16 protein-coding genes and 1 pseudogene are annotated in these 19486 nt (G+C 61.6%); 7 read left to right on the top strand and 10 right to left on the bottom strand.

The annotated features are described in order from the left end of the window. Positions 1-186 precede the first annotated feature (186 nt). The 4 genes from BZ163_RS30535 to BZ163_RS30520 all read right to left on the bottom strand — a co-directional run bounded on the left by BZ163_RS30535 (position 187) and on the right by BZ163_RS30520 (position 4569). Positions 187-1158, bottom strand: a complete 972-nt coding sequence (locus BZ163_RS30535; protein WP_128874028.1) for a FecR domain-containing protein — start codon at positions 1156-1158, stop codon at positions 187-189. Then, complete coding sequence (locus BZ163_RS30530) at positions 1155-1673, bottom strand: RNA polymerase sigma factor (protein WP_128874027.1); 519 nt, start codon at positions 1671-1673, stop codon at positions 1155-1157. The genes BZ163_RS30535 and BZ163_RS30530 overlap by 4 nt, the downstream gene beginning before the upstream one ends. A gap of 251 nt (positions 1674-1924) precedes the next feature. Next, positions 1925-2632, bottom strand: coding sequence for a PolC-type DNA polymerase III (locus tag BZ163_RS30525; RefSeq protein WP_128874026.1), 708 nt, complete (start codon positions 2630-2632; stop codon positions 1925-1927). Continuing rightward, a complete protein-coding gene (locus BZ163_RS30520) occupies positions 2629-4569 on the bottom strand; it encodes a putative nucleotidyltransferase substrate binding domain-containing protein (protein WP_128874025.1) in 1941 nt (646 codons plus the stop codon). The genes BZ163_RS30525 and BZ163_RS30520 overlap by 4 nt, the downstream gene beginning before the upstream one ends. A 252-nt stretch (positions 4570-4821) precedes the next feature. On the opposite strand from BZ163_RS30520, the gene BZ163_RS30515 reads away from it, so the two are divergent. Continuing rightward, complete coding sequence (locus tag BZ163_RS30515; RefSeq protein ID WP_128874024.1) at positions 4822-5268, top strand: response regulator; 447 nt, start codon at positions 4822-4824, stop codon at positions 5266-5268. An 87-nt stretch (positions 5269-5355) separates the two neighbouring features. On the opposite strand, the gene BZ163_RS30510 is transcribed toward BZ163_RS30515, so the two are convergent. Further along, positions 5356-7533 (bottom strand): malate synthase G, encoded by a 2178-nt coding sequence (locus BZ163_RS30510; RefSeq protein WP_128874023.1) that lies wholly within the window; start codon positions 7531-7533, stop codon positions 5356-5358. Positions 7534-8077: 544 nt separating this feature from the next. Here BZ163_RS30510 and BZ163_RS30505 point away from each other — a divergent pair. Next, positions 8078-8596: a glycine cleavage system protein R gene (locus BZ163_RS30505; RefSeq protein WP_128874022.1), complete on the top strand. Its 519-nt coding sequence runs from the start codon at positions 8078-8080 to the stop codon at positions 8594-8596. Positions 8597-8809: 213 nt separating this feature from the next. Here BZ163_RS30505 and rarD read toward each other — a convergent pair whose 3' ends face one another. The 5 genes from rarD to BZ163_RS30480 form a co-directional block, all read right to left on the bottom strand. Next, complete coding sequence (gene rarD / locus BZ163_RS30500) at positions 8810-9697, bottom strand: EamA family transporter RarD (protein WP_128874021.1); 888 nt, start codon at positions 9695-9697, stop codon at positions 8810-8812. A gap of 186 nt (positions 9698-9883) precedes the next feature. Continuing rightward, positions 9884-10858 (bottom strand): serine/threonine protein kinase, encoded by a 975-nt coding sequence (locus BZ163_RS30495; protein ID WP_064680141.1) that lies wholly within the window; start codon positions 10856-10858, stop codon positions 9884-9886. Between the two features lie 208 nt (positions 10859-11066). Beyond that, complete coding sequence (locus BZ163_RS30490) at positions 11067-12968, bottom strand: PhoX family phosphatase (RefSeq protein ID WP_128874020.1); 1902 nt, start codon at positions 12966-12968, stop codon at positions 11067-11069. A 58-nt stretch (positions 12969-13026) separates the two neighbouring features. Continuing rightward, positions 13027-13791 (bottom strand): TOBE domain-containing protein, encoded by a 765-nt coding sequence (locus tag BZ163_RS30485; protein WP_128874019.1) that lies wholly within the window; start codon positions 13789-13791, stop codon positions 13027-13029. 147 nt (positions 13792-13938) lie between these two features. Continuing rightward, positions 13939-14679 (bottom strand): ComF family protein, encoded by a 741-nt coding sequence (locus BZ163_RS30480; protein ID WP_128874018.1) that lies wholly within the window; start codon positions 14677-14679, stop codon positions 13939-13941. A gap of 92 nt (positions 14680-14771) precedes the next feature. On the opposite strand from BZ163_RS30480, the gene bioB reads away from it, so the two are divergent. The 5 genes and pseudogenes from bioB to bioD all read left to right on the top strand — a co-directional run bounded on the left by bioB (position 14772) and on the right by bioD (position 19381). Further along, entirely contained in the window at positions 14772-15827 is a 1056-nt protein-coding gene (gene bioB, locus BZ163_RS30475; protein ID WP_128874017.1) for a biotin synthase BioB, read from the top strand. Positions 15828-15997: 170 nt separating this feature from the next. After that, positions 15998-17176 carry an 8-amino-7-oxononanoate synthase gene (gene bioF / locus BZ163_RS30465; protein ID WP_128874016.1) on the top strand — a complete coding sequence of 393 codons (1179 nt, stop codon included), beginning with the start codon at positions 15998-16000 and terminating at the stop codon, positions 17174-17176. Then, positions 17169-17899 (top strand): annotated as a pseudogene (locus tag BZ163_RS30460) (alpha/beta fold hydrolase). The gene bioF and the pseudogene BZ163_RS30460 overlap by 8 nt, the downstream one beginning before the upstream one ends. Further along, complete coding sequence (bioC, locus tag BZ163_RS30455; protein ID WP_128874015.1) at positions 17892-18704, top strand: malonyl-ACP O-methyltransferase BioC; 813 nt, start codon at positions 17892-17894, stop codon at positions 18702-18704. The pseudogene BZ163_RS30460 and the gene bioC overlap by 8 nt, the downstream one beginning before the upstream one ends. After that, entirely contained in the window at positions 18701-19381 is a 681-nt protein-coding gene (bioD, locus tag BZ163_RS30450; protein ID WP_128874014.1) for a dethiobiotin synthase, read from the top strand. Before bioC ends, bioD begins: the two co-directional genes overlap by 4 nt. The last annotated feature ends 105 nt before the right edge of the window (positions 19382-19486 follow it).

Raw genomic sequence — 19486 nt, 5'->3', positions numbered from 1 at the left:
CGCTCCCACAGGTTCTGTGATGTTCACAGCGTTACTGTTCAACGCAAAACCCTGTAGGAGCTGGCTTGCCAGCGAAGGCGGCCTCGAGCCTTGCATAGCCAATGAGGACGCCTTCGCCGGCAAGCCGGCTCCTACAGGTTTGGTGTTGACCGCAAGACACAAGCGGCTTGGCAGGCACAACATTGCTCAGGGCTTGGCTTGAGCCTTCGCCACTGTCACCCACCACGGCGTGTGCTGTTCGATCTGCACCGGCAGGGTCGGCAGCAAGGCGGTCAAGGCCAGGTCGGTGTCGTGCAGCGGGAAACTGCCGGTGATTCGCAGGTCGGCAATCTCGGGCGCAACGCCCAGATGCCCGCGGCGATAACGGCCAAGTTCCTTGATCAAGTCTTCCAGCCTCATGTTGTCCACGACCAGCATGCCGCGGGTCCAGGCATCGGCACCGAGGTTGAGGGCGATGATCGGGTCGAGGCCGTTGTTGCGTATCAGCACTTGCTGGCCTTCGCGCAGAATCTGTTCTTCAGGGCGTGATTGCGGATGGGCGGCCACCGCCGATTGCAGCACGCTCAGGCGCGTGCCTTGTTCCTCGCGCTTGACCAGGAACCGCGTGCCCAGTGCGCGCATGCTGCCTTCGCGGGTTTCGACGATGAACGGCCGGGCATCGCCATGCCCGGTTTCGACGAGGATTTCCCCTTCCTGCAGAATGATTAGCCGCTGCTTGTCATCGAAGCGCACGTCCATGGCACTGTGGGTGTTGAGGCTGACCAGCGTACCGTCGCTCAGGCGCAGGGTGCGTTGCTCGCCAGTGGCGGTGCGCTGGTCGGCCAGCCAATAGTCGAGCGGCAGATAACGATCACCGGCGAACAGCGCCAGGCCGATCACGGCCACGACGCTCGCCAGGCCGCTGCCCAGTTTGCGTACCTGTCGGCGAATGCTTTCGCGCGATTGCAGCAAGGCTGCGCGGGCCGGCCCGTTGGCAACGCTGAAGCGCGCATCGAGCATGCCCAGTTGGCGCCAGGCCCGGGCATGTTCTTCGTGGGCGGCGTGCCACTTGGCGAATTCTTCGCGATCGACCGGGTTGCCGCCATCCAGGGTCAGTTGCCAGGCGATGGCGGCATCCAGCACCTGCGCCGACACCGGTTTGGAGCTGGCCGGGCTCATACCGGCTCACCGTACAGTGCGATGTAGCACTGACGAATGCCCTGGGCCAGGTATTGACGCACCCGCGACACCGACACGCCCAGGCGCTCGGCGATCTCCGCGTGGCCGAGGCCGTCGAGGCGGTTATAGAGAAACGCGGCCCGGGCCTTGCTCGAGAGTTGGCCGAGCAGGCGGTCGATGTTTTTCAAGTCTTCGAGGATCAGCTGTTGCTCTTCCACCGAAGGTTGTTCGGCTTCGGGGATCAGCATCAGTTCGGTCAGGTAGGCCTGTTCCAGCGCGGCGCGGCGGAAATAGTCGAACAGCAGGCCCTTGGCGATCGCCACCAGAAACGCCCGCGGTTCGCGAGGTTCCTTGAGTTCATCACGGCCCAGCAGGCGGACGAAGGTGTCCTGGCTCAGGTCTTCGGCCCGTTGTGGACAGGCCACGTTGCGTCGCAGCCAGGCCAATAGCCAGCTGCGATGGTCGCGATACAACGCGCCAACGAGCTCACTCTGGGGGCTTTGGACTGACGGCACGCCGTATCACCGATTGGGAAGTGTTAACTAACGAGAATTATTCGCGATTGTGGCAGAGGCGGGGGAGGTAAGCAATTGGCCACTGGTCGGGTGGTTTGGACCGGTTGTGTTCAGAGGGACCGCGTTATCGTTCTTCGCCGGCAAGCCTGGCTCCTACAGGGATGTTGAGTCGTTCGCCGATTTCGTGGGCGACCCATAACCCTGTAGGAGCCAGGCTTGCCGGCGAAGAGGCCGGAACAGACACCGCGCATCTAGAAGGACGGCGCGCGCTGCCTGCGTTTCCACTGCCTCAACCGCTGCTGCAGATCCAACGGACTATCAATCTGCTGCTGCCGCGCCCGGCTGAACAGGATCAGCGCCAGTTCTGCCGTGGCCAGTGCGTCGGCGCTGGCGTTGTGCCGCTCGAACACCTCCAGCTTGAACCAGTCGATCCACTCATCCAGCCCGGCCTCGCGAATATTCGCTTGTGGACACAGGAGCGGCGCGATATCCGCAACATCAAAAAACAGATGTTGCAGCTTGTGGCCCAGATGATCTTTCAACGCGCGCCCGAGCATGTGTTGGTCGAACGGCGCATGAAAAGCCAGCACGGGGCTGTCACCGACAAACTCCATGAAGTCGAGCAAGGCGTGGGCCGGGTCGCTGCCGGCGGCGATTGCGCTGGGGCTCAGGCCGTGAATCAACACGCTGGGGCCGAGTTTGAGCTCGCTGCATTGCAAGGTGCGTTCGAATTGCTGGCTGAAGTCGATCGCTCCATCCTCGATCACCACCGCGCCGATGGACAGTACTCGATCCTTGTTCAGGTTCAGCCCGGTGGTTTCCAGGTCGAGTACCACCCAACGCTGTTCGCGCAGGCTGCAGTCACCCGGCGCGGCCGCCGTCGGCAAGCGTTGCAGACGCAGTTGAAGGTCGCCGGAGAGCATCGGGCCTGACGGGCGCAGCCATGAAAACAGGCTCATAGCTGATACCGCAGGGCCAGGCTGCTTTGCAGGCGTTGGGCCTGGCGCAAGGATTCGCGCAGGATCCGTCGATCCAGATGATTGAGGCTGTCGGGGTCGACCCGGTTGGAGTGGGGCAAATTCTCCCGGGTCTGGAGCTGATGTTGCTGCATGCGGGTTTGCTGAATGAAGTGATAAGCCTCTTCGTACGCCGCGCCGTCCAGCCGATCGATGACCTCTTTGTCCACCAGCTGGCGAAAGCGCTCCAGGGTATTGTTCGTTTCGATCCCGTGGGCCAGTGCCAGTAAGCGAGCGCCGTCGACGAAGGGGGTCAGGCCCTGGATTTTCAGGTCCAGCGTGGCTTTCTCGCCATGCTTGCGAGCCAGCACGAAGTCACGGAAACGTCCTACGGGGGGACGATTGCGCAGGGCGTTCTCGGCCAGCATGCGCTGGAACAACCGGTTGTCTTCGACCTGTTCGAGAATCCCCCGGCGCAGCTGCTCGCAGCCCTGCTCGTCACCCCAGACCACGCGCAAGTCGAAGTAGATGCTCGAGCCCAGCAGGTTCTCCGGCGTTGCTTCGCGGATAAACGCCGCAAAACGCCGCGCCCACTCGGCCCGGGACAGACACAGCTCGGGATTGCCGGCCATGATGTTGCCCTTGCACAAGGTGAAGCCGCAGAGCGCCAGGCTCTGGTTGATCTGCTGGGCGATCGGCAACAGCTTGCCGCGGATCTCGGCGGCATGGGCCGCGTCCCGGGCCTCGAACAGAATGCCGTTGTCCTGATCGGTGTGCAGCGTCTGCTCGCGGCGGCCTTCGCTGCCGAAGCACAGCCAGCTGAATGGGATGCCGGGGTCGCCTTTATCGGCGAGGGTCAACTCGATGACCCGGCACACGGTATGGTCGTTGAGCAGGGTGATGATGTGGGTGATTTGGGTCGACGACGCGCCGTGGGCCAGCATGCGCTCCACCAGTTGGCCAATCTCGCCGCGCAATGCCACCAGGTTTTCCACGCGCTGGGCGCTGCGGATGGTCCGTGCCAGGTGCACCAGGTCGACCCGCTGCAGGGAAAACAGATCCCGCTCGGACACGACGCCGCACAGGCGATGGTCCTTGACCAGGCAGACGTGGGCGATGTGTCGTTCGGTCATGGCGATCGCCGCGTCGAAGGCGCTGTGGTCCGGCGACAGGAAAAACGGCGCCTGGGTCATGTGGCGCTCGATGGCTTCATTGAAGTCGTCCGTGCCGTCGGCCACCACATGGCGCAGGTCGCGCAGGGTAAAAATGCCCAGCGGGGCTTTCTGCTCGTCGACGATGACGATGCTGCCGACTTGCTGGTCGTGCATCAGTGTCACGGCGGCCCGCAATGGCGTGGCGGGGCTGCAGGTCACTGGGTGACGCATGGCCAGATCACCCAGCCGGGTGTTCAGTGAGTACTGGGTGCCCAGGGTTTCCACGGCTTTTTGCTGGACTTGCTGGTTGACCTGATCCAGCAGGCTGCTGACGCCGCGCAGGGCAAAGTCGCGAAACGCGCTGGACAGCGCGAACAGTTTGATGAACGCCAGCTTGTTCAGCTGCAGGCAAAAGGTGTCTTCGGCGGCCAGGTGTTCGGTGCGGGTCGCGCGCTCACCCAACAGCGCGGCGAGGGGGAAGCACTCGCCGGTGGTGATGGCGAAGGTGGTTTCAGTTCCGCCTTTGGCCGTGTGGGGACGTTCACCCACGACCTGGCCTTGTTTGACGATGTAGAAATGCTCAACCGGGCCATCGGCGGGCTTGATAATGCTCTCGCCGGGCGCATAAAAACGCAGCTGACATTGCTCGACCAGGTACGCCAGGTGGGCGTGTTCCATTTGGCTGAAGGGCGGGAAGCGCGAAAGAAATTGCAAAGTGCCCTGGATGTTTTGCAACACCGCGGTTTTCCCTGCCTGTGTGAAGGCGTCCGCTTTACTCATAACCATTACCGCAGTTTTTTGAATTGTTGTTGTCGGATGACTGAGCCATGGTCGGCCCCTGCGCTCTGGGTGCCCATTGGACGTAAGTCTAGGTCGGCAAGTGCAGCGGGTGGAAGTTAGGAAATATCTGACGCAACTTTCAGAAAAGCCTCCTACATTGGCTATAGGAGATCTTTCCGACGAAGGGCACATTGAAGGTCTTGCTGGCGATGTCTGACGAATGAGTCAGGTGATTGAATTTGAACTGTAGAGTTAGCCATGTCCGACCACGATATTTTGAGTGACGCCGAGCGCGAAGCGCTGAGTGCGGTCATGCTCGAGCCTGACTTGCCGCCGCAGCGGGTGCTGATCGTCGACGACGATAAAGACGCGCGAGAGCTGCTGGCAGAGATTCTCGGCCTGGATGGCATTCGGTGCATGACCGCAGCCAGCGGCGAAACCGCACTCAAGATGTTGAGCGAGAAGCCGTCGATTGGCCTGGTGATCACCGATCTGCGAATGGGACATGTCGATGGCCTGGACTTGATCCGCCAGGTACGTGAATCAGTACGGGCGGCCATGCCGTTCATCATCGTTTCCGGTGACGCCGACGTGAAAGACGCGATCGCCGCCATGCATCTGAGTGTGGTGGACTTTTTGCTCAAGCCTGTCGATACCGGCAAGCTGTTAGAGCTGGTCAAGCATGAGTTGGGAATGGATTTGTGAGCGGCTAAAAGATCTTTTGATCTTGCTCAGACAAAAAAGCCCTGATCTTTCGATCAGGGCTTTTTTATATCCGGCATCAGTGCTCAGTTACAGGCCATTGGCAGCCTTGAACTCGCGACGACGACGGTGCAGAACCGGCTCGGTGTAGCCGTTCGGTTGTTTGCTGCCTTCGACCACCAGTTCGACCGCCGCCTGGAAGGCGACGTTGCTGTCGAAGTCCGGTGCCAGCGGGCGGTACAGCGGGTCATTGGCGTTCTGGCGGTCAACCACCGGCGCCATGCGCTTGAGGCTTTCCATGACCTGATCTTCAGTGACGATACCGTGGCGCAGCCAGTTGGCGATGTGCTGGCTGGAAATCCGCAAGGTCGCACGGTCTTCCATCAGGCCGACGTCGTTGATATCCGGCACCTTCGAGCAACCCACGCCCTGGTCGATCCAGCGCACCACGTAACCGAGAATGCCCTGGGCGTTGTTGTCCAGTTCGTTCTTGATCTGTTCCGCGGTCCACTGCGGGTTCACCGCCAGCGGGATGGTCAGGATGTCGTCGACCGACGCGCGCGCACGTTGGGCCAGTTCGGCCTGACGGGCGAACACATCGACCTTGTGATAGTGCAGCGCGTGCAATGCCGCGGCGGTAGGCGAAGGCACCCAGGCGGTGTTGGCGCCGGCCAGCGGGTGAGCGATTTTCTGTTCCAGCATCGCCGCCATCAGGTCCGGCATGGCCCACATGCCTTTACCGATCTGGGCGCGACCTTGCAGGCCGGTGCTCAAACCGATATCGACGTTCCAGTTTTCGTAGGCGCCGATCCACTTCTCGGCCTTCATGTCCGCCTTGCGCACCATCGGGCCGGCTTCCATGGAGGTGTGGATTTCATCGCCGGTGCGATCGAGGAAGCCGGTGTTGATGAACACCACGCGCTCGCTGGCCGCCTTGATGCAGGCCTTGAGGTTGACCGTGGTACGGCGCTCCTCGTCCATGATCCCGACTTTCAGGGTATTGCGCGGCAGGCCCAACACCTCTTCGATGCGACCGAACAGCTCGTTGGTGAACGCGGCTTCTTCCGGGCCGTGCATCTTCGGCTTGACGATATAGACCGAGCCGGTGCGGCTGTTCTTGCGCGAATTGTTGCCGTTGAGGCTGTGGATGGCCGCGAGGCTGGTCACCAGACCGTCGAGGATGCCTTCCGGCACTTCGTTGCCGTCTTTGTCGAGGATCGCGTCGATGGTCATCAGGTGACCGACGTTACGCACGAACAACAGTGAACGACCGTGCAGGCTCAGTTCCTTGCCATCGATACCGGTGTAGGTGCGGTCGGCGTTCATGGTGCGGGTAAAGGTCTGACCGCCCTTGGACACTTCTTCCGACAGATCGCCCTTCATCAGGCCGAGCCAGTTGCGGTAGATCACCACTTTGTCGTCGGCATCGACGGCGGCGACCGAGTCTTCGCAGTCCATGATGGTGGTCAGCGCGGCTTCCATCAGGATGTCTTTGACGCCGGCGGCGTCGGTCTGGCCGACCGGGGTGCTGGCGTCGACCTGGATTTCGAAGTGCAGGCCGTTGTTTTTCAGCAGGATCGCGGTCGGTGCCGCTGCATCGCCGTGGAAGCCGATCAGCTGGGCATCGTTGCGCAGGCCGGTGTTGCTGCCGCCTTTTAGGGCGACCACCAGTTTGCCGTCAACGATTTTGTAGGCGGTGGAATCGACGTGAGTGCCGGCCGCCAATGGCGCCGCTTCGTCGAGGAAGGCGCGGGCGAAGGCAATCACCTTGTCGCCACGAACCTTGTTGTAGCCTTTGCCTTTTTCCGCGCCGTCAGCTTCGCTGATGGCGTCGGTGCCGTAGAGCGCGTCGTACAGCGAACCCCAGCGGGCGTTCGAGGCATTGAGCGCGAAACGGGCGTTCATGACCGGCACCACGAGCTGTGGACCGGCCATGCGGGCGATTTCGTCATCGACGTTTTGCGTCGTTACCTGGAAATCGGCCACTTCTGGCAGCAGATAACCCAGGTCTTGCAGGAAGGCTTTATAGGCCACGGCGTCATGCGGTTGACCGGCACGGGATTGGTGCCAGCCATCGATACGAGCCTGGAAATCATCGCGTTTGGCGAGTAGGGCTTTGTTCTTCGGCGCCAGGTCATGAATGACCTTGTCGGCACCGGCCCAGAACTTATCGGCGGTGAGGCCGGTACCGGGAATGGCTTCGTTGTTCACGAAGTCGAACAGGACTTTGGCGACCTGCAGGCCACCGACTTGAACGTGTTCAGTCATTGCTTGCCTCACTCTGCTCAGCTATTTCGCTTTTCAGCTCTTCAATTTAACAATGAAGCCTCTGGCCATTTAAACCACAAACCCGTCTACCAGTACATGCCATGCGGGCGGCTGGGTTTTGACCAATCAACGGCTTGAGGCCTTGCTGACGGGGCTTTCAGGGTTGCGATTGCGCCTGTGGCAGACATCGATCCACGTTATGTAGTGCGCGCTGCGGCATACTACATGATGAATTGCGCTTGTGAAAATTAGACTAATTACGTCGTTCTGCGACCCTATGACGCATTGCGGTCAGGTCGGGGAACGGGATGTTCTCAAAAAACTAATGGATTGTTCCAGTTAAATATCAAAACTTGTACACGATTTGTTGTTCGCATCAGATCGGTGGTGCCTTCATTCGCTGGCAAGCCAGCTCCTACAGGGCCTTGCGCGATAACTGTAGGAGCTGGCTTGCCAGCGAAGGCGTCAGACGATTCAACACAGAATCGCCCCTTGCCTATACTTGCTCTTCTATAACAAAAGTCATGATAAAGAGGGCTGCGCCATGGACCACCTCGTACTCACCGTAATCGCTCCGGACAAGCCTGGGCAGGTCGAGCGCATCGCCCAGTGCATCGCCGAGCACGGCGGAAACTGGCTGGAAAGTCGAATGTCGCGCATGGCCGGGCAGTTCGCCGGGATTCTTCGGGTGGGCGTGCCAGCCGAAGCCTACGACGAACTGGTGGACGCCCTGCAGGCATTATCCGCCCATGGCATTCGGGTGCTGATTGCCGAAAGTGGCATCGAGCAATCCTGTACCTGGAAGCCGATTGCGATGGAGCTGGTGGGCAATGATCGGCCGGGGATCGTCCGCGACATTACTCGTTTGCTGAGCGAACAGGGGGTGAACCTCGAGCAGCTGGTGACTGAGGTACGCCCGGCGCCAATGAGCAGCGAGCCGTTGTTTCACGCCGAAGCGATACTTGCGGTGCCGCTGACATTGTCGCTGGATGTATTGCAGTCGCGCCTGGAAACCCTGGCCGACGACCTGATGGTGGAGCTGGTATTGCGCAGTGAGCCTTGAAGGTTATCCAGTTTAAACGTGCACCTGCCTGTGGATAACCTGTAGAGACAGCCCGCCAGGCCATGTCGACCGGGCTTCTTCAGCATCTGATCAAAAAACGTTCAGTTTCAATAAGTTGCGCACAAACGGCGGGGATCACGCTGTGGATAACCTTGGGAAGGATCGATACAGGCCACGAAAGACGTGGCCTGTGGAGGGTTGTACGTTTTTCGATCAGCTGCGGCGACGCAGACTTATCCACGCATCGATGCTGTAAACCGCCAGGCCGGCCCAGATAAAGATGAACGCCAGCAGTGTGCTCGACGACAGCTGTTCACCAAACAACAGGACGGCCTGCAACAGCACCAGCGTCGGCGCCAGGTACTGAAGAAATCCGAGCGTCGTGTAGGGCAAATGCCGTGCAGCGGCGTTGAAACATACCAGGGGTATCAACGTCACCGGCCCGGCAGCCACCAGCCACCAGGCTTCGGAGGTCGTCCAGAATTCGGCCTGGGCGCTACTCGCCGCTGGATTGAACAGTAACCAGGCGACGGCAATCGGCACCAGCATCCAGGTTTCCGCCACCAGGCCCGGCAGCGCCTTGACGGGGGCCTGTTTGCGAATCAATCCGTAGAAGCCAAAGGTCACCGCCAGCACCAGCGACACCCACGGCAGGCTGCCGACTTGCCACACCTGCTGTGCAACGCCGGCTGCCGCCAGACCCACGGCCAGCCACTGCATGCGTCGCAGCCGTTCGCCGAGGATCAGCATGCCCAACAGGACATTCACCAATGGGTTGATGTAGTAACCGAGGCTGGCTTCGAGCATGCGGTCGTTGTTCACCGCCCAGACGTAGGTCAGCCAGTTGGCCGCGATCAGCGTGCCGCTCAGGGCCAGGATCGCCAGGCGTTTCGGGTTGTCACGCAACTCGCGCCACCAGCCCGGATGTTTCCAGACCATCAGCAGCAAGGCGCCGAACAGGGCGGACCAGAGCACGCGGTGGATGATGATCTCCACGGCGGGCACGTTGGCGATGGCTTTGAAGTAAAGCGGGAACAATCCCCAGATGATGTAGGCACTCAGGCCCAGAATGTACCCGCGACGCGGGTTGGCGGCTTGCATGCAGAGTCCTTGCTTAGGTAGCTAACAAAGAGGGATTGTAAGGAGATTTGTCTTGATGTGCTGATCCATGGGTGTGCTGATCCCCGTAGGAGCTGGCTTGCCAGCGAAGAACGATCACGCGGTGCGACAGATAAGACCGCGTTGTCGTTCTTCGCCAGCAAGCCGGCTCCTACAGATCCATGTGAATCAGAAAAGCTTTAGTGGTTCTTCATTGAGCGCAGCAAGCTGCTCGCGCAACGCCAACACCTGATCCCCCCAATACCGCTCGCTGCCAAACCACGGAAAGCTGTGGGGGAACGCCGGGTCGTCCCAGCGGCGGGCGAGCCAGGCGCTGTAGTGCATCAGGCGCAGGGCGCGCAGCGGTTCGATCAGCGCCAGTTCCCGCGGGTCGAAGTCGTGGAACTCGTTGTAGCCGTCCATCAATTCCGACAACTGGCCCAGGCATTCCTGGCGATCGCCGGCGAGCATCATCCAGATGTCTTGCACCGCCGGGCCCATTCGACAGTCATCGAGGTCGACGATATGGAACATCTCGTCGCGGCACATCATGTTGCCGGGGTGGCAGTCGCCGTGCATGCGGATGTTCTGGTGCGGTGTCGCCTTGTAGACCTCTTCCACCCGCTTGAGCAGGTCGCGGGCCACGGACTCGTAGGCCGGCAGCAGGCTTTTGGGGACGAAATTGCCTTCGAGCAAGGTCGTCAGCGAGTCGTGACCGAAGTTTTTCACGCCGAGGGCTTCACGGTGTTCGAACGGCTTGGTCGCGCCCACGGCATGCAAACGACCGAGCAGTTGGCCGAGGCGATACAGCTGGTCGAGATTGCCTGGCTCCGGCGCGCGGCCGCCACGGCGGGGGAACAGGGTGAAGCGAAAACCGTTGTGTTCGTGCAGGCTGGCACCGTTGTGAATCATCGGCGCGACCACGGGCACGTCGCATTCGGCGAGTTCGAAGGTGAACTGGTGCTCTTCGAGAATCGCCTCGTTGGTCCAGCGTTGCGGACGGTAGAACTTGGCGATCAGCGGCTCGGAGTCTTCGATACCGACCTGATAGACACGGTTTTCGTAGCTGTTGAGCGCCAGGATGCGCGCGTCGCTGAGAAAGCCGATGCTTTCGACGGCATCGAGCACGAGGTCTGGGGTGAGGGTTGCAAACGGGTGGGCCATGCTGACTCCTGCGCGCAGCAGGCTGCCGCGTCCGGCCAAGCATGGTAGCGCAGACGGGGTGTCTTTAGGGGTTGGGCTTGAGATGAGTGTTGTCCGGGCTGACGCCTTCGCGAGCAAGCCCGCTCCCACACTGGATCATTGGTGTTCACACTATTTGTGACACGCAGGAGATCCAGTGTGGGAGCGGGCTTGCTCGCGAAGAGGCCCATCAGGCGCCGACGATCCCGCCATCTTCCCGGGAGATCGCCATCACCGAAGACCGCGGCTTGCCATTGGGCAGATGCTCCGGGAATGTTGAACCACCGTTCTCCCCCGGATGCTGGATCCCCACAAACAAGGTCTTCTGATCCGGCGAAAAGCTGATCCCCGTCACCTCGCAGCCCACCGGCCCAACCATGAAACGCCGAATTTCCCCGGTCGTCGGGTCGGCACACAGCATCTGGTTGTTGCCCATGCCGGCAAAATCACCCGCATTGCTTGAATCGCCATCCGTCAGAATCCACAACCGCCCGGCGTTGTCGAAGCCCAGGCCATCCGGGCTGTTGAACATGTTCTGTGGCGTGATGTTGGGCGAGCCGCCCTTCAGCGTGCCGGCATGCAGGGCCGGGTTGCCGGCCACCACGAACAAGTCCCAGGAAAAGGTCTTGGCACCGTGATCGTCACGGTCGGTACGCCAGCGCAAAATCTGCCCGTAGACGTTCTTCTCACGCGGGTTCGGCCCGCCCACCGGTTGGCCGTCCTCGCCGCGCTTGGCGTTGTTGGTGAGGGTGCAGTAGACCTGGCCATCCCTGGGGCTGACGACGATCCATTCCGGGCGGTCCATGCGCGTGGCTTTCACCACGCTGGCGGCGAGGCGCGCGTGAATCAGCACTTCGGCCTGATCGGCAAAGCCGCTGCCGGCATCGATGCCGTTTTTACCGTGGGTCAGCTCGATCCATTCGCCCTGGCCCTTGGGGTGATCGGCATTGCCGTCGCCTGCGTCGAAGCGCGCCACGTACAGGGTGCCATGGTCCAGCAGGTCGCGGTTGGCCTTGAGGTCCTGGTGGTTGATCTTGTCGCGGCTGACGAATTTGTAAATGAATTCGCCGCGCTCGTCGTCGCCCATGTACACCACTGCGTGACCGTCTTTGGTTTCGGCCAGGGCGGCATTTTCATGCTTGAAGCGGCCCAGGGCCGTGCGCTTGACCGGGGTCGACTGCGGATCGAACGGGTCGATTTCCACCACCCAGCCATGACGGTTGAGCTCGTTCGGGTTCTTCGCCAGGTCGAAACGCTCGTCGTGCTGATGCCAGTTGATCTCTTTACTGGCCGCCACCACACCGTAGCGTTTCTGCGCGGCATCGAATTTTTGCTCGGCATGGCTGCTGCCGAAGCAATCGGTGAAATTCTCTTCGCAAGTCAGGTAAGTGCCCCAGGGCGTCTTGCCATTGGCGCAGTTCTGGAAGGTGCCGAGGACGTTCTTGCCCTGGGGGTCGGCGCTGGTTTTCAGCAGTTCATGGCCGGCGGCCGGGCCGCTCAGGCTGATCGGCGCGTTACCGTGGATGCGCCGGTTGTAGCGCGAACCCTGGACGAAGTGCCACTGGCCGTCCTTGCGCTGAACCTCGATCACCGACACGCCTTGGCAGGCCAGTGCCTTGCGCACATCGTCGGCCGATTGCGGCATGCCGCCGTGGGGGTAGAGGTAGCGGTAGTGGGTGTACTCGTTGTTGATCGCCATCAACGCCCGGTCTTTCTCTGCAGGAAACTCGAACAGGCTCATGCCGTCGTTGTTGTCGCCGAACTGGACTTCCTGTTGCTCGGCGGTGCCGTTGCCGCTCGGGTCGAACGCCGGGCCGTCCTTTTGCAACGGCTGGCCCCAGCTGATCAATACCGAGGATTTGTAGCCAGGCGGCAAGCTGATGGTGTCGCTGGTAGCGGCGGGGATGCTGTCAAAACCTAACAGTTTGCCGGTGCCTGCACTGACACTGGCAGCGAGCACGCTACGGCTCAGCAGGTTGCCGCCGAGGAACATCGCTGCACCGCACAGGGCGCCGGCGCTGATAAAGCCACGACGGCTGAGGCCGACCATGGTTTCGAGGTCGGTGGACTGGTTTTCTTCTAATAGGCTCACAACAGGCTCCCTGCGGGTTTTTGCAGCCACCTTAAAGAGCGATCGTGACGGTAATGTTTCAGAGCGGTGTACCGAGCAAAACGTTGGAGGGCGCGAACTGCACCCGTACCGCCTTACCCTTGGCCAGGCCCCGGCTCCGCAAGTGCAGCGGTTCGGCCAGCGCACACAGGGTCTGGCCATTGGGCAAGCCGATGCGCACTTCGCTGGGACCGTCTTCGGCATCGAGGATTTCTTCGATGACGCCTGTCAGGCAATTGTTTCCCGGCGTTGGATCGTCCTCGGGGCCGAGCAGGTCAAGCCAGCCGGCCTTGATCAGCGCCACCACTTCGATCCCGCTTTCCAGCTCCAGGCGCAGGGTGCTGTCGTGGGTGATCTGCGCATCGATGACCAAGCCTTCGGCCAGTTCCAGTCGAATCAAGTCGTTGCGACCCTGGCTCGCGATCGCCACGACCTTGCCGTGCAATTGATTGCGCGCGCTGGTCCGGAGCATCAATCGACCGAGCAGGTCGAGGTCGCTGGCATCTTCGGCAGCTTCCAGCACCTGAGCCTGCAGCGCTTGCAGCTTTTGATAAAGGCGCAAGACGCGCTCGCCTTCGCTGGACAGTCTGGCGCCACCGCCGCCCTTGCCGCCGACACTGCGCTCCACCAGCGGTTTCTGCGCGAGGTTGTTCAGCTCGTCGATGGCATCCCACGCCGCCTTGTAACTCAGGCCTGCGCTTTTTGCGGCACGGGTGATCGAACCCTGTTCGGCAATGTGTTGCAGCAAGGCAATGCGCTGCGGACGACGGACAATGTGCTGGGACAACAACGTAGGCAAGGACATGGCTAGACGCTTTGGGCGGTGGTGATGGGGAGTGACGTTGGCGGCTTGGGCTGCGGGAGTCAAGTCAGACCCGATCCTTGTGGGAGCCCTGTGGCGAGGGAGCAAGCTCCCTCGCCACAGGGCTCCCACAGGGTTTGTGTCCTCAGGTCAAACCGTGTCGCCGGGTTTGGGGGTTCGGGCCAGGCAATAGACATCGACCCGTGCAGCGCCGGCGTCCATCAATAGACGGGCCAGTGCCTGGGCCGTGGCGCCGGTGGTCAGCACGTCATCCACCAGCGCCAGGTGCCGACCCTTGATCGGTGCATCCGGGGCCAGTGCGAAGGCATGGCGCAGGTTATTTTTGCGGGCAGCGGCCTTCAGCGCCTGTTGCGCGCTGGTGTCCTGGACCCTCAGCAACAGCCTTTCATCGCAAGGAATGTCGAGGGTGGTGCCGAGCCAGCGGGCAAGCATCGCCGCCTGGTTGAAACCCCGTTGGCGCAGGCGTTTGGCCGCCAGTGGTACCGGAACCAGCGTGTCGGGTCGATCCAGGTCTTCATCGAAACGATGCAGTAGAAATCGGGCGAGCAGTTCGGCGAGCAGGCGACCGAACGGCCATTTCGCGCTGTGCTTGAAACGGGTGATCAGGCTGTCGACCGGAAAGCTGTAGGTCCAGGGAACGGCGACCCGTTCGAAGGCCGGCGGTTGCTTCAAGCACTGGCCGCACGTTATGCCGGCGGCGGGCAAGGGCAGGGCGCAGGTCTGACATTGGTCGCCGAGCCAGGGGAGCTCGGTTTCACAGGCGGTGCAAATGGGTGTCGCGTCATCGGACGTTTCGCCGCACAGCAAGCAGTGCTGTACGTTTTTTAACCAGATGTAAACCGATCCGTCGTATCGTGGTTGACAGCGCATCGCTCTTCCTTAAATATGCTGAAACATCCGTGTCGCCCTGTGGATATTCCGATCCCCAGGCGCTTGCCAAGCATAAAACAAAGGAAACGCCCATGAGCGCCAGCACCACTGCAACCCTGCGTCATGACTGGTCTTTGGCTGAAGTCAAAGCACTCTTCGTTCAGCCATTCAATGACCTGTTGTTCCAGGCGCAGACGGTGCACCGCGCGCATTTCGACGCCAACCGGGTCCAGGTGTCGACGCTGCTGTCGATCAAAACCGGCGCCTGCCCGGAAGATTGCAAATATTGTCCGCAGTCCGGTCACTACAACACCGGCCTGGAAAAAGAAAAACTGATGGAAGTGCAGAAGGTCCTCGAAGAGGCCGCTCGCGCCAAGGCCATCGGCTCGACTCGTTTCTGCATGGGCGCTGCCTGGAAACATCCGTCGGCCAAAGACATGCCGTACGTGCTGGAGATGGTCAAAGGCGTGAAAGCCATGGGCCTGGAAACCTGCATGACCCTCGGTCGCCTGGATCAGGACCAGACCGAAGCGCTGGCCCAGGCTGGCCTCGACTATTACAACCACAACCTCGACACCTCGCCGGAATTCTACGGCAGCATCATCACCACCCGTACGTACAGCGAGCGCCTGCAAACCCTGGCCTATGTGCGTGAGTCGGGGATGAAGATCTGCTCCGGCGGCATCCTCGGCATGGGTGAGTCGCTGGATGACCGCGCCAACCTGCTGATCCAGCTGGCCAACCTGCCGGAGCATCCGGAGTCGGTCCCGATCAACATGCTGGTGAAGGTGGCTGGCACGCCGCTGGAAAACGCCGACGATATCGACCCGTTCGATTTCATCCGCATGCTCGCCGTCGCCCGCATCCTGATGCCGCTGTCTCACGTGCGCCTGTCCGCTGGCCGCGAAGCCATGAACGAACAGATGCAGGCCCTGGCGTTCTTCGCCGGCGCCAACTCGATTTTCTACGGTGACAAACTGCTGACCACCGCGAACCCGCAGGCCGACAAGGACATGCAACTGTTCTCGCGCCTGGGCATCCTGCCGGAAGCGCGCGAAGAACACGCCGACGAAGTGCATCAGGCGGCGATCGAGCAGGCTTTGGTTGAGCAGAAGAGCAGCGAGCAGTTTTATAACGCGGCTGTTTGATCGCCACCGTTGATTTGATTGGAATATAAAACTATGTGGGAGCGGGCTTGCTCGCGAAAGCGGTATGACATTCAACATTGATGTCGACGGTGCCGCCGCTTTCGCGAGCAAGCCCGCTCCCACATGGATTGTGTTCACCTGAGTTATGTGATTTGACCTCAGAGGCCTGCATGTCTTTCGATCTCGCCGCACGCCTTGCTGCCCGTCGTGCCGAAAACCTTTATCGCCAGCGCCCGCTGCTCGAAAGCCCTCAAGGCCCGGAAGTGGTGGTCGATGGGCAGCCGTTGCTGGCGTTCTGTAACAACGATTACCTGGGCCTGGCCAATCACCCGCAAGTGATCGAAGCCTGGCGCGCCGGTGCGAGCCGTTGGGGCGTCGGCGGCGGGGCTTCGCACCTGGTCATTGGCCACAGCAGCCCGCATCACGCGCTGGAAGAAGCGCTGGCCGACCTGACCGGTCGCCCGCGTGCGCTGTTGTTTACCACCGGTTACATGGCCAACCTTGGCGCGGTCACCGCACTGGTGGGGCAGGGCGATACGGTGCTCGAAGACCGCCTCAATCACGCATCGTTGCTGGACGCGGGCCTGCTGTCCGGTGCGCGCTTCAATCGCTATCTGCATAACGACGCGGCGAGTCTGGCCAACCGTCTGGAGAAGGCCACCGGTAACACGCTGGTGGTCACCGACGGCGTGTTCAGCATGGACGGCGACATCGCCGACCTGCCGGCGCTGGCCCGGGAGGCCAAGGCCAAAGGCGCGTGGCTGATGGTCGATGACGCCCACGGCTTTGGTCCGCTAGGCGCCAATGGCGGCGGGATCGTCGAGCATTTCGGCCTGAGCCAGGACGACGTGCCGGTACTGGTCGGCACCCTCGGCAAGGCGTTCGGTACGGCCGGTGCTTTTGTCGCTGGCAGCGAAGAGCTGATCGAGACGCTGATCCAGTTCGCCCGCCCCTACATCTACACCACCAGCCAGCCACCGGCCCTCGCCTGCGCGACGTTGAAAAGCCTGGAACTGCTGCGCAGCGAACACTGGCGACGTGAGCACCTGAACACGCTGATCCGCCAGTTCCGCCAGGGTGCCGAGCAGATTGGCCTGGAACTGATGGACAGCTTCACGCCGATCCAGCCGATCATGATCGGCGATGCCGGGCGTGCGGTTCGACTGTCGCAGATGCTGCGCGAGCGCGGATTGATGGTGACAGCGATTCGTCCGCCAACCGTGCCCGCCGGCAGCGCCCGACTGCGCGTGACCTTGAGCGCTGCCCACAGCGAGGCGCAGGTGCAGCTATTGTTGAATGGATTGGCCGATTGTTTTCAACAACTGCGACCGGAGCCAAACCATGCGTGATCGTCTGATTCTGCTGCCCGGCTGGGGCCTGGGGATTTCACCGCTGGAGCCATTGGCCGCGGCATTGCAGGGGCTGGATGAACACTTGCGGGTCGAGATCGAGCCGTTGCCGGAACTGGAATCGAGCGATCTTGAAGAATGGCTGGATGAGCTGGATTCGACCGTGCCTCAGGACGCCTGGCTGGGTGGCTGGTCCCTCGGCGGTATGCTCGCCACCGAGTTGGCGGCCCGCCGCGGCGATCGTTGCTGCGGCTTGCTGACCCTGGCGAGCAATCCTTGCTTCGTCGCCCATGAGCAATGGCCGAGTGCGATGCCCGGCGAGACCTTCGACGCGTTTCTGGCCGGCTGCAAGGCAGAACCGCGCACGACCTTGAAACGCTTTTCGCTGCTCTGCGCCCAGGGGTCTGCAGACCGCGCGGGTTATCGAGACTGTTGCTCGGCGGCGCACCGCATACCAGTGCATCGGTGGCGATAAACGGTCTGGAACTGCTCGCGCAACTGGATACCCGTCAAGCGCTGCAGGCATTCCGCGGCCCGCAATTGCACCTGTTCGCCGGGCTCGACGGGCTGGTTCCCGCCGAGGCCGCACAAGCCCTGCTGGGGTTGCTGCCGGATGTCGAAATCGGCCTGATTGAACGGGCCGGCCACGCGTTTCTTCTGGAAGACCCCCACGGTGTGGCGGGGGCGATCCAGGCCTTTTTGCATGAGTTCGGCGATGACTGATCTATCCTTTCCCAACCTGCCCGGCGGCTTGCCTGACAAGCGCCAGGTGGCGGCCTCCTTTTCCCGCGCAGCGGCGAGTTATGACAGCGTTGCCGAATTGCAGCGCGATGTTGGCAGCCAGTTGTTGAACCGCTTGCCGGAAGACTTCGTACCCGGTCGCTGGCTGGACCTGGGGTGCGGCACCGGACACTTCAGTCGGGCGTTGAACGAGCGTTTCCCGGCCTGCCACGGCGTGGCGCTGGACATCGCCGAAGGTATGCTCAATCACGCACGGCCACTGGGTGGGGCCACGCATTTCATCGCCGGGGATGCCGAGCGCCTGCCATTGCAGGCTTCGACCTGCGATTTGATCTTCTCCAGCCTGGCGGTGCAGTGGTGCGCAGACTTCGCCGCGGTGCTCAGTGAAGCGCATCGAGTGCTGAAACCTGGCGGAATGTTCGCATTTGCTAGTCTGTGCGTGGGTACATTGTACGAACTGCGAGACAGTTGGCGTCAGGTGGACGGCATGGTGCACGTCAATCGCTTCCGTGAGTTCGGGGTTTATCAACAGCTTTGCGCGGGCAGCGGGTTGACCGTCGCGCAGCTGGAAACCCGTCCCCATGTGTTGCATTACCCGGATGTGCGCAGCCTGACTCATGAACTCAAGGCGCTGGGTGCGCACAACCTGAACCCCGGTCGGCCGGGCGGTTTGACCGGCAGGGCGCGAATCCTCGGCCTGGTCGAGGCCTATGAGCAGTTTCGCCAGGCCGAAGGTCTGCCGGCGACTTATCAAGTGGTGTACGCCGTTTTGGAGAAACCCTTATGAGTGCAGCCTATTTCATCACTGGCACCGACACCGATATCGGCAAGACCACCATTGCCGCAGGCCTGCTGCATGCCGCGCGATTGGCAGGCTTGAGCACGGCGGCGGGCAAGCCGGTGGCTTCCGGCTGCGACGTCACGCCCAAGGGCTTGCGCAATGCCGACGCGCTGGCGTTGATGGCGCAATGCTCGGTGCCTTTGACCTATGCCCAGGTCAACCCGGTGGCATTCGAGCCGGCGATCGCTCCGCATCTGGCGGCGCGGGAGGCTGGCGTGGTATTGACCGTGCAATCACTGTTGACGCCGATGCGCGAGCTTCTCGACCTGCAGGCTGACTTCACCCTGATCGAAGGCGCCGGCGGCTGGCGCGTGCCCCTGGCGGATCAGAACAACCTGTCGGATCTGGCGATGGCGCTGGACTTGCCGGTGATCCTGGTGGTTGGTGTGCGTTTGGGTTGCATCAATCATGCGCTGCTGACCGCAGAGGCGATTGCGCGGGACGGTCTGCAATTGGCGGGTTGGGTGGCCAATATCATCGATTCGAAAACCGCGCGCCTGGAAGAGAACCTGGCGACACTCGCCGAGCGAATCCCGGCGCCATGCCTTGGCCGCGTGCCGAAACTCAAATCGGTGACGGCCGAAGCGGTGGCCGAGCATCTACAGTTGGATCTGCTGGATTGAGGGCTGCGCCTCGCTGAACCCGCCTGGCTGAATTCACCTGCCAACGCCGCGACCCTGCGCGGCGTTTTTCTGCGTAAGTCCTTATCCCTCAACTAATCTTTCATG

Origin of the sequence: Pseudomonas sp. VI4.1, from assembly GCF_002029345.1 — a bacterium.
Classification (GTDB): domain Bacteria; phylum Pseudomonadota; class Gammaproteobacteria; order Pseudomonadales; family Pseudomonadaceae; genus Aquipseudomonas.
This window is presented reverse-complemented; position numbering and strand designations above follow the sequence as displayed.

Coding starts and splice junctions, on each gene's coding strand:
- BZ163_RS30535 (WP_128874028.1), bottom strand. CDS start 1,158: ATGAGCCCGGCCAGCTCCAAACCGGTGTCGGCGCAGGTGCTGGATGCC.
- BZ163_RS30525 (WP_128874026.1), bottom strand. CDS start 2,632: ATGAGCCTGTTTTCATGGCTGCGCCCGTCAGGCCCGATGCTCTCCGGC.
- BZ163_RS30520 (WP_128874025.1), bottom strand. CDS start 4,569: ATGGTTATGAGTAAAGCGGACGCCTTCACACAGGCAGGGAAAACCGCG.
- BZ163_RS30515 (WP_128874024.1), top strand. CDS start 4,822: ATGTCCGACCACGATATTTTGAGTGACGCCGAGCGCGAAGCGCTGAGT.
- BZ163_RS30510 (WP_128874023.1), bottom strand. CDS start 7,533: ATGACTGAACACGTTCAAGTCGGTGGCCTGCAGGTCGCCAAAGTCCTG.
- BZ163_RS30505 (WP_128874022.1), top strand. CDS start 8,078: ATGGACCACCTCGTACTCACCGTAATCGCTCCGGACAAGCCTGGGCAG.
- rarD (WP_128874021.1), bottom strand. CDS start 9,697: ATGCAAGCCGCCAACCCGCGTCGCGGGTACATTCTGGGCCTGAGTGCC.
- BZ163_RS30495 (WP_064680141.1), bottom strand. CDS start 10,858: ATGGCCCACCCGTTTGCAACCCTCACCCCAGACCTCGTGCTCGATGCC.
- BZ163_RS30485 (WP_128874019.1), bottom strand. CDS start 13,791: ATGTCCTTGCCTACGTTGTTGTCCCAGCACATTGTCCGTCGTCCGCAG.
- BZ163_RS30480 (WP_128874018.1), bottom strand. CDS start 14,679: ATGCGCTGTCAACCACGATACGACGGATCGGTTTACATCTGGTTAAAA.
- bioB (WP_128874017.1), top strand. CDS start 14,772: ATGAGCGCCAGCACCACTGCAACCCTGCGTCATGACTGGTCTTTGGCT.
- bioF (WP_128874016.1), top strand. CDS start 15,998: ATGTCTTTCGATCTCGCCGCACGCCTTGCTGCCCGTCGTGCCGAAAAC.
- bioC (WP_128874015.1), top strand. CDS start 17,892: ATGACTGATCTATCCTTTCCCAACCTGCCCGGCGGCTTGCCTGACAAG.
- bioD (WP_128874014.1), top strand. CDS start 18,701: ATGAGTGCAGCCTATTTCATCACTGGCACCGACACCGATATCGGCAAG.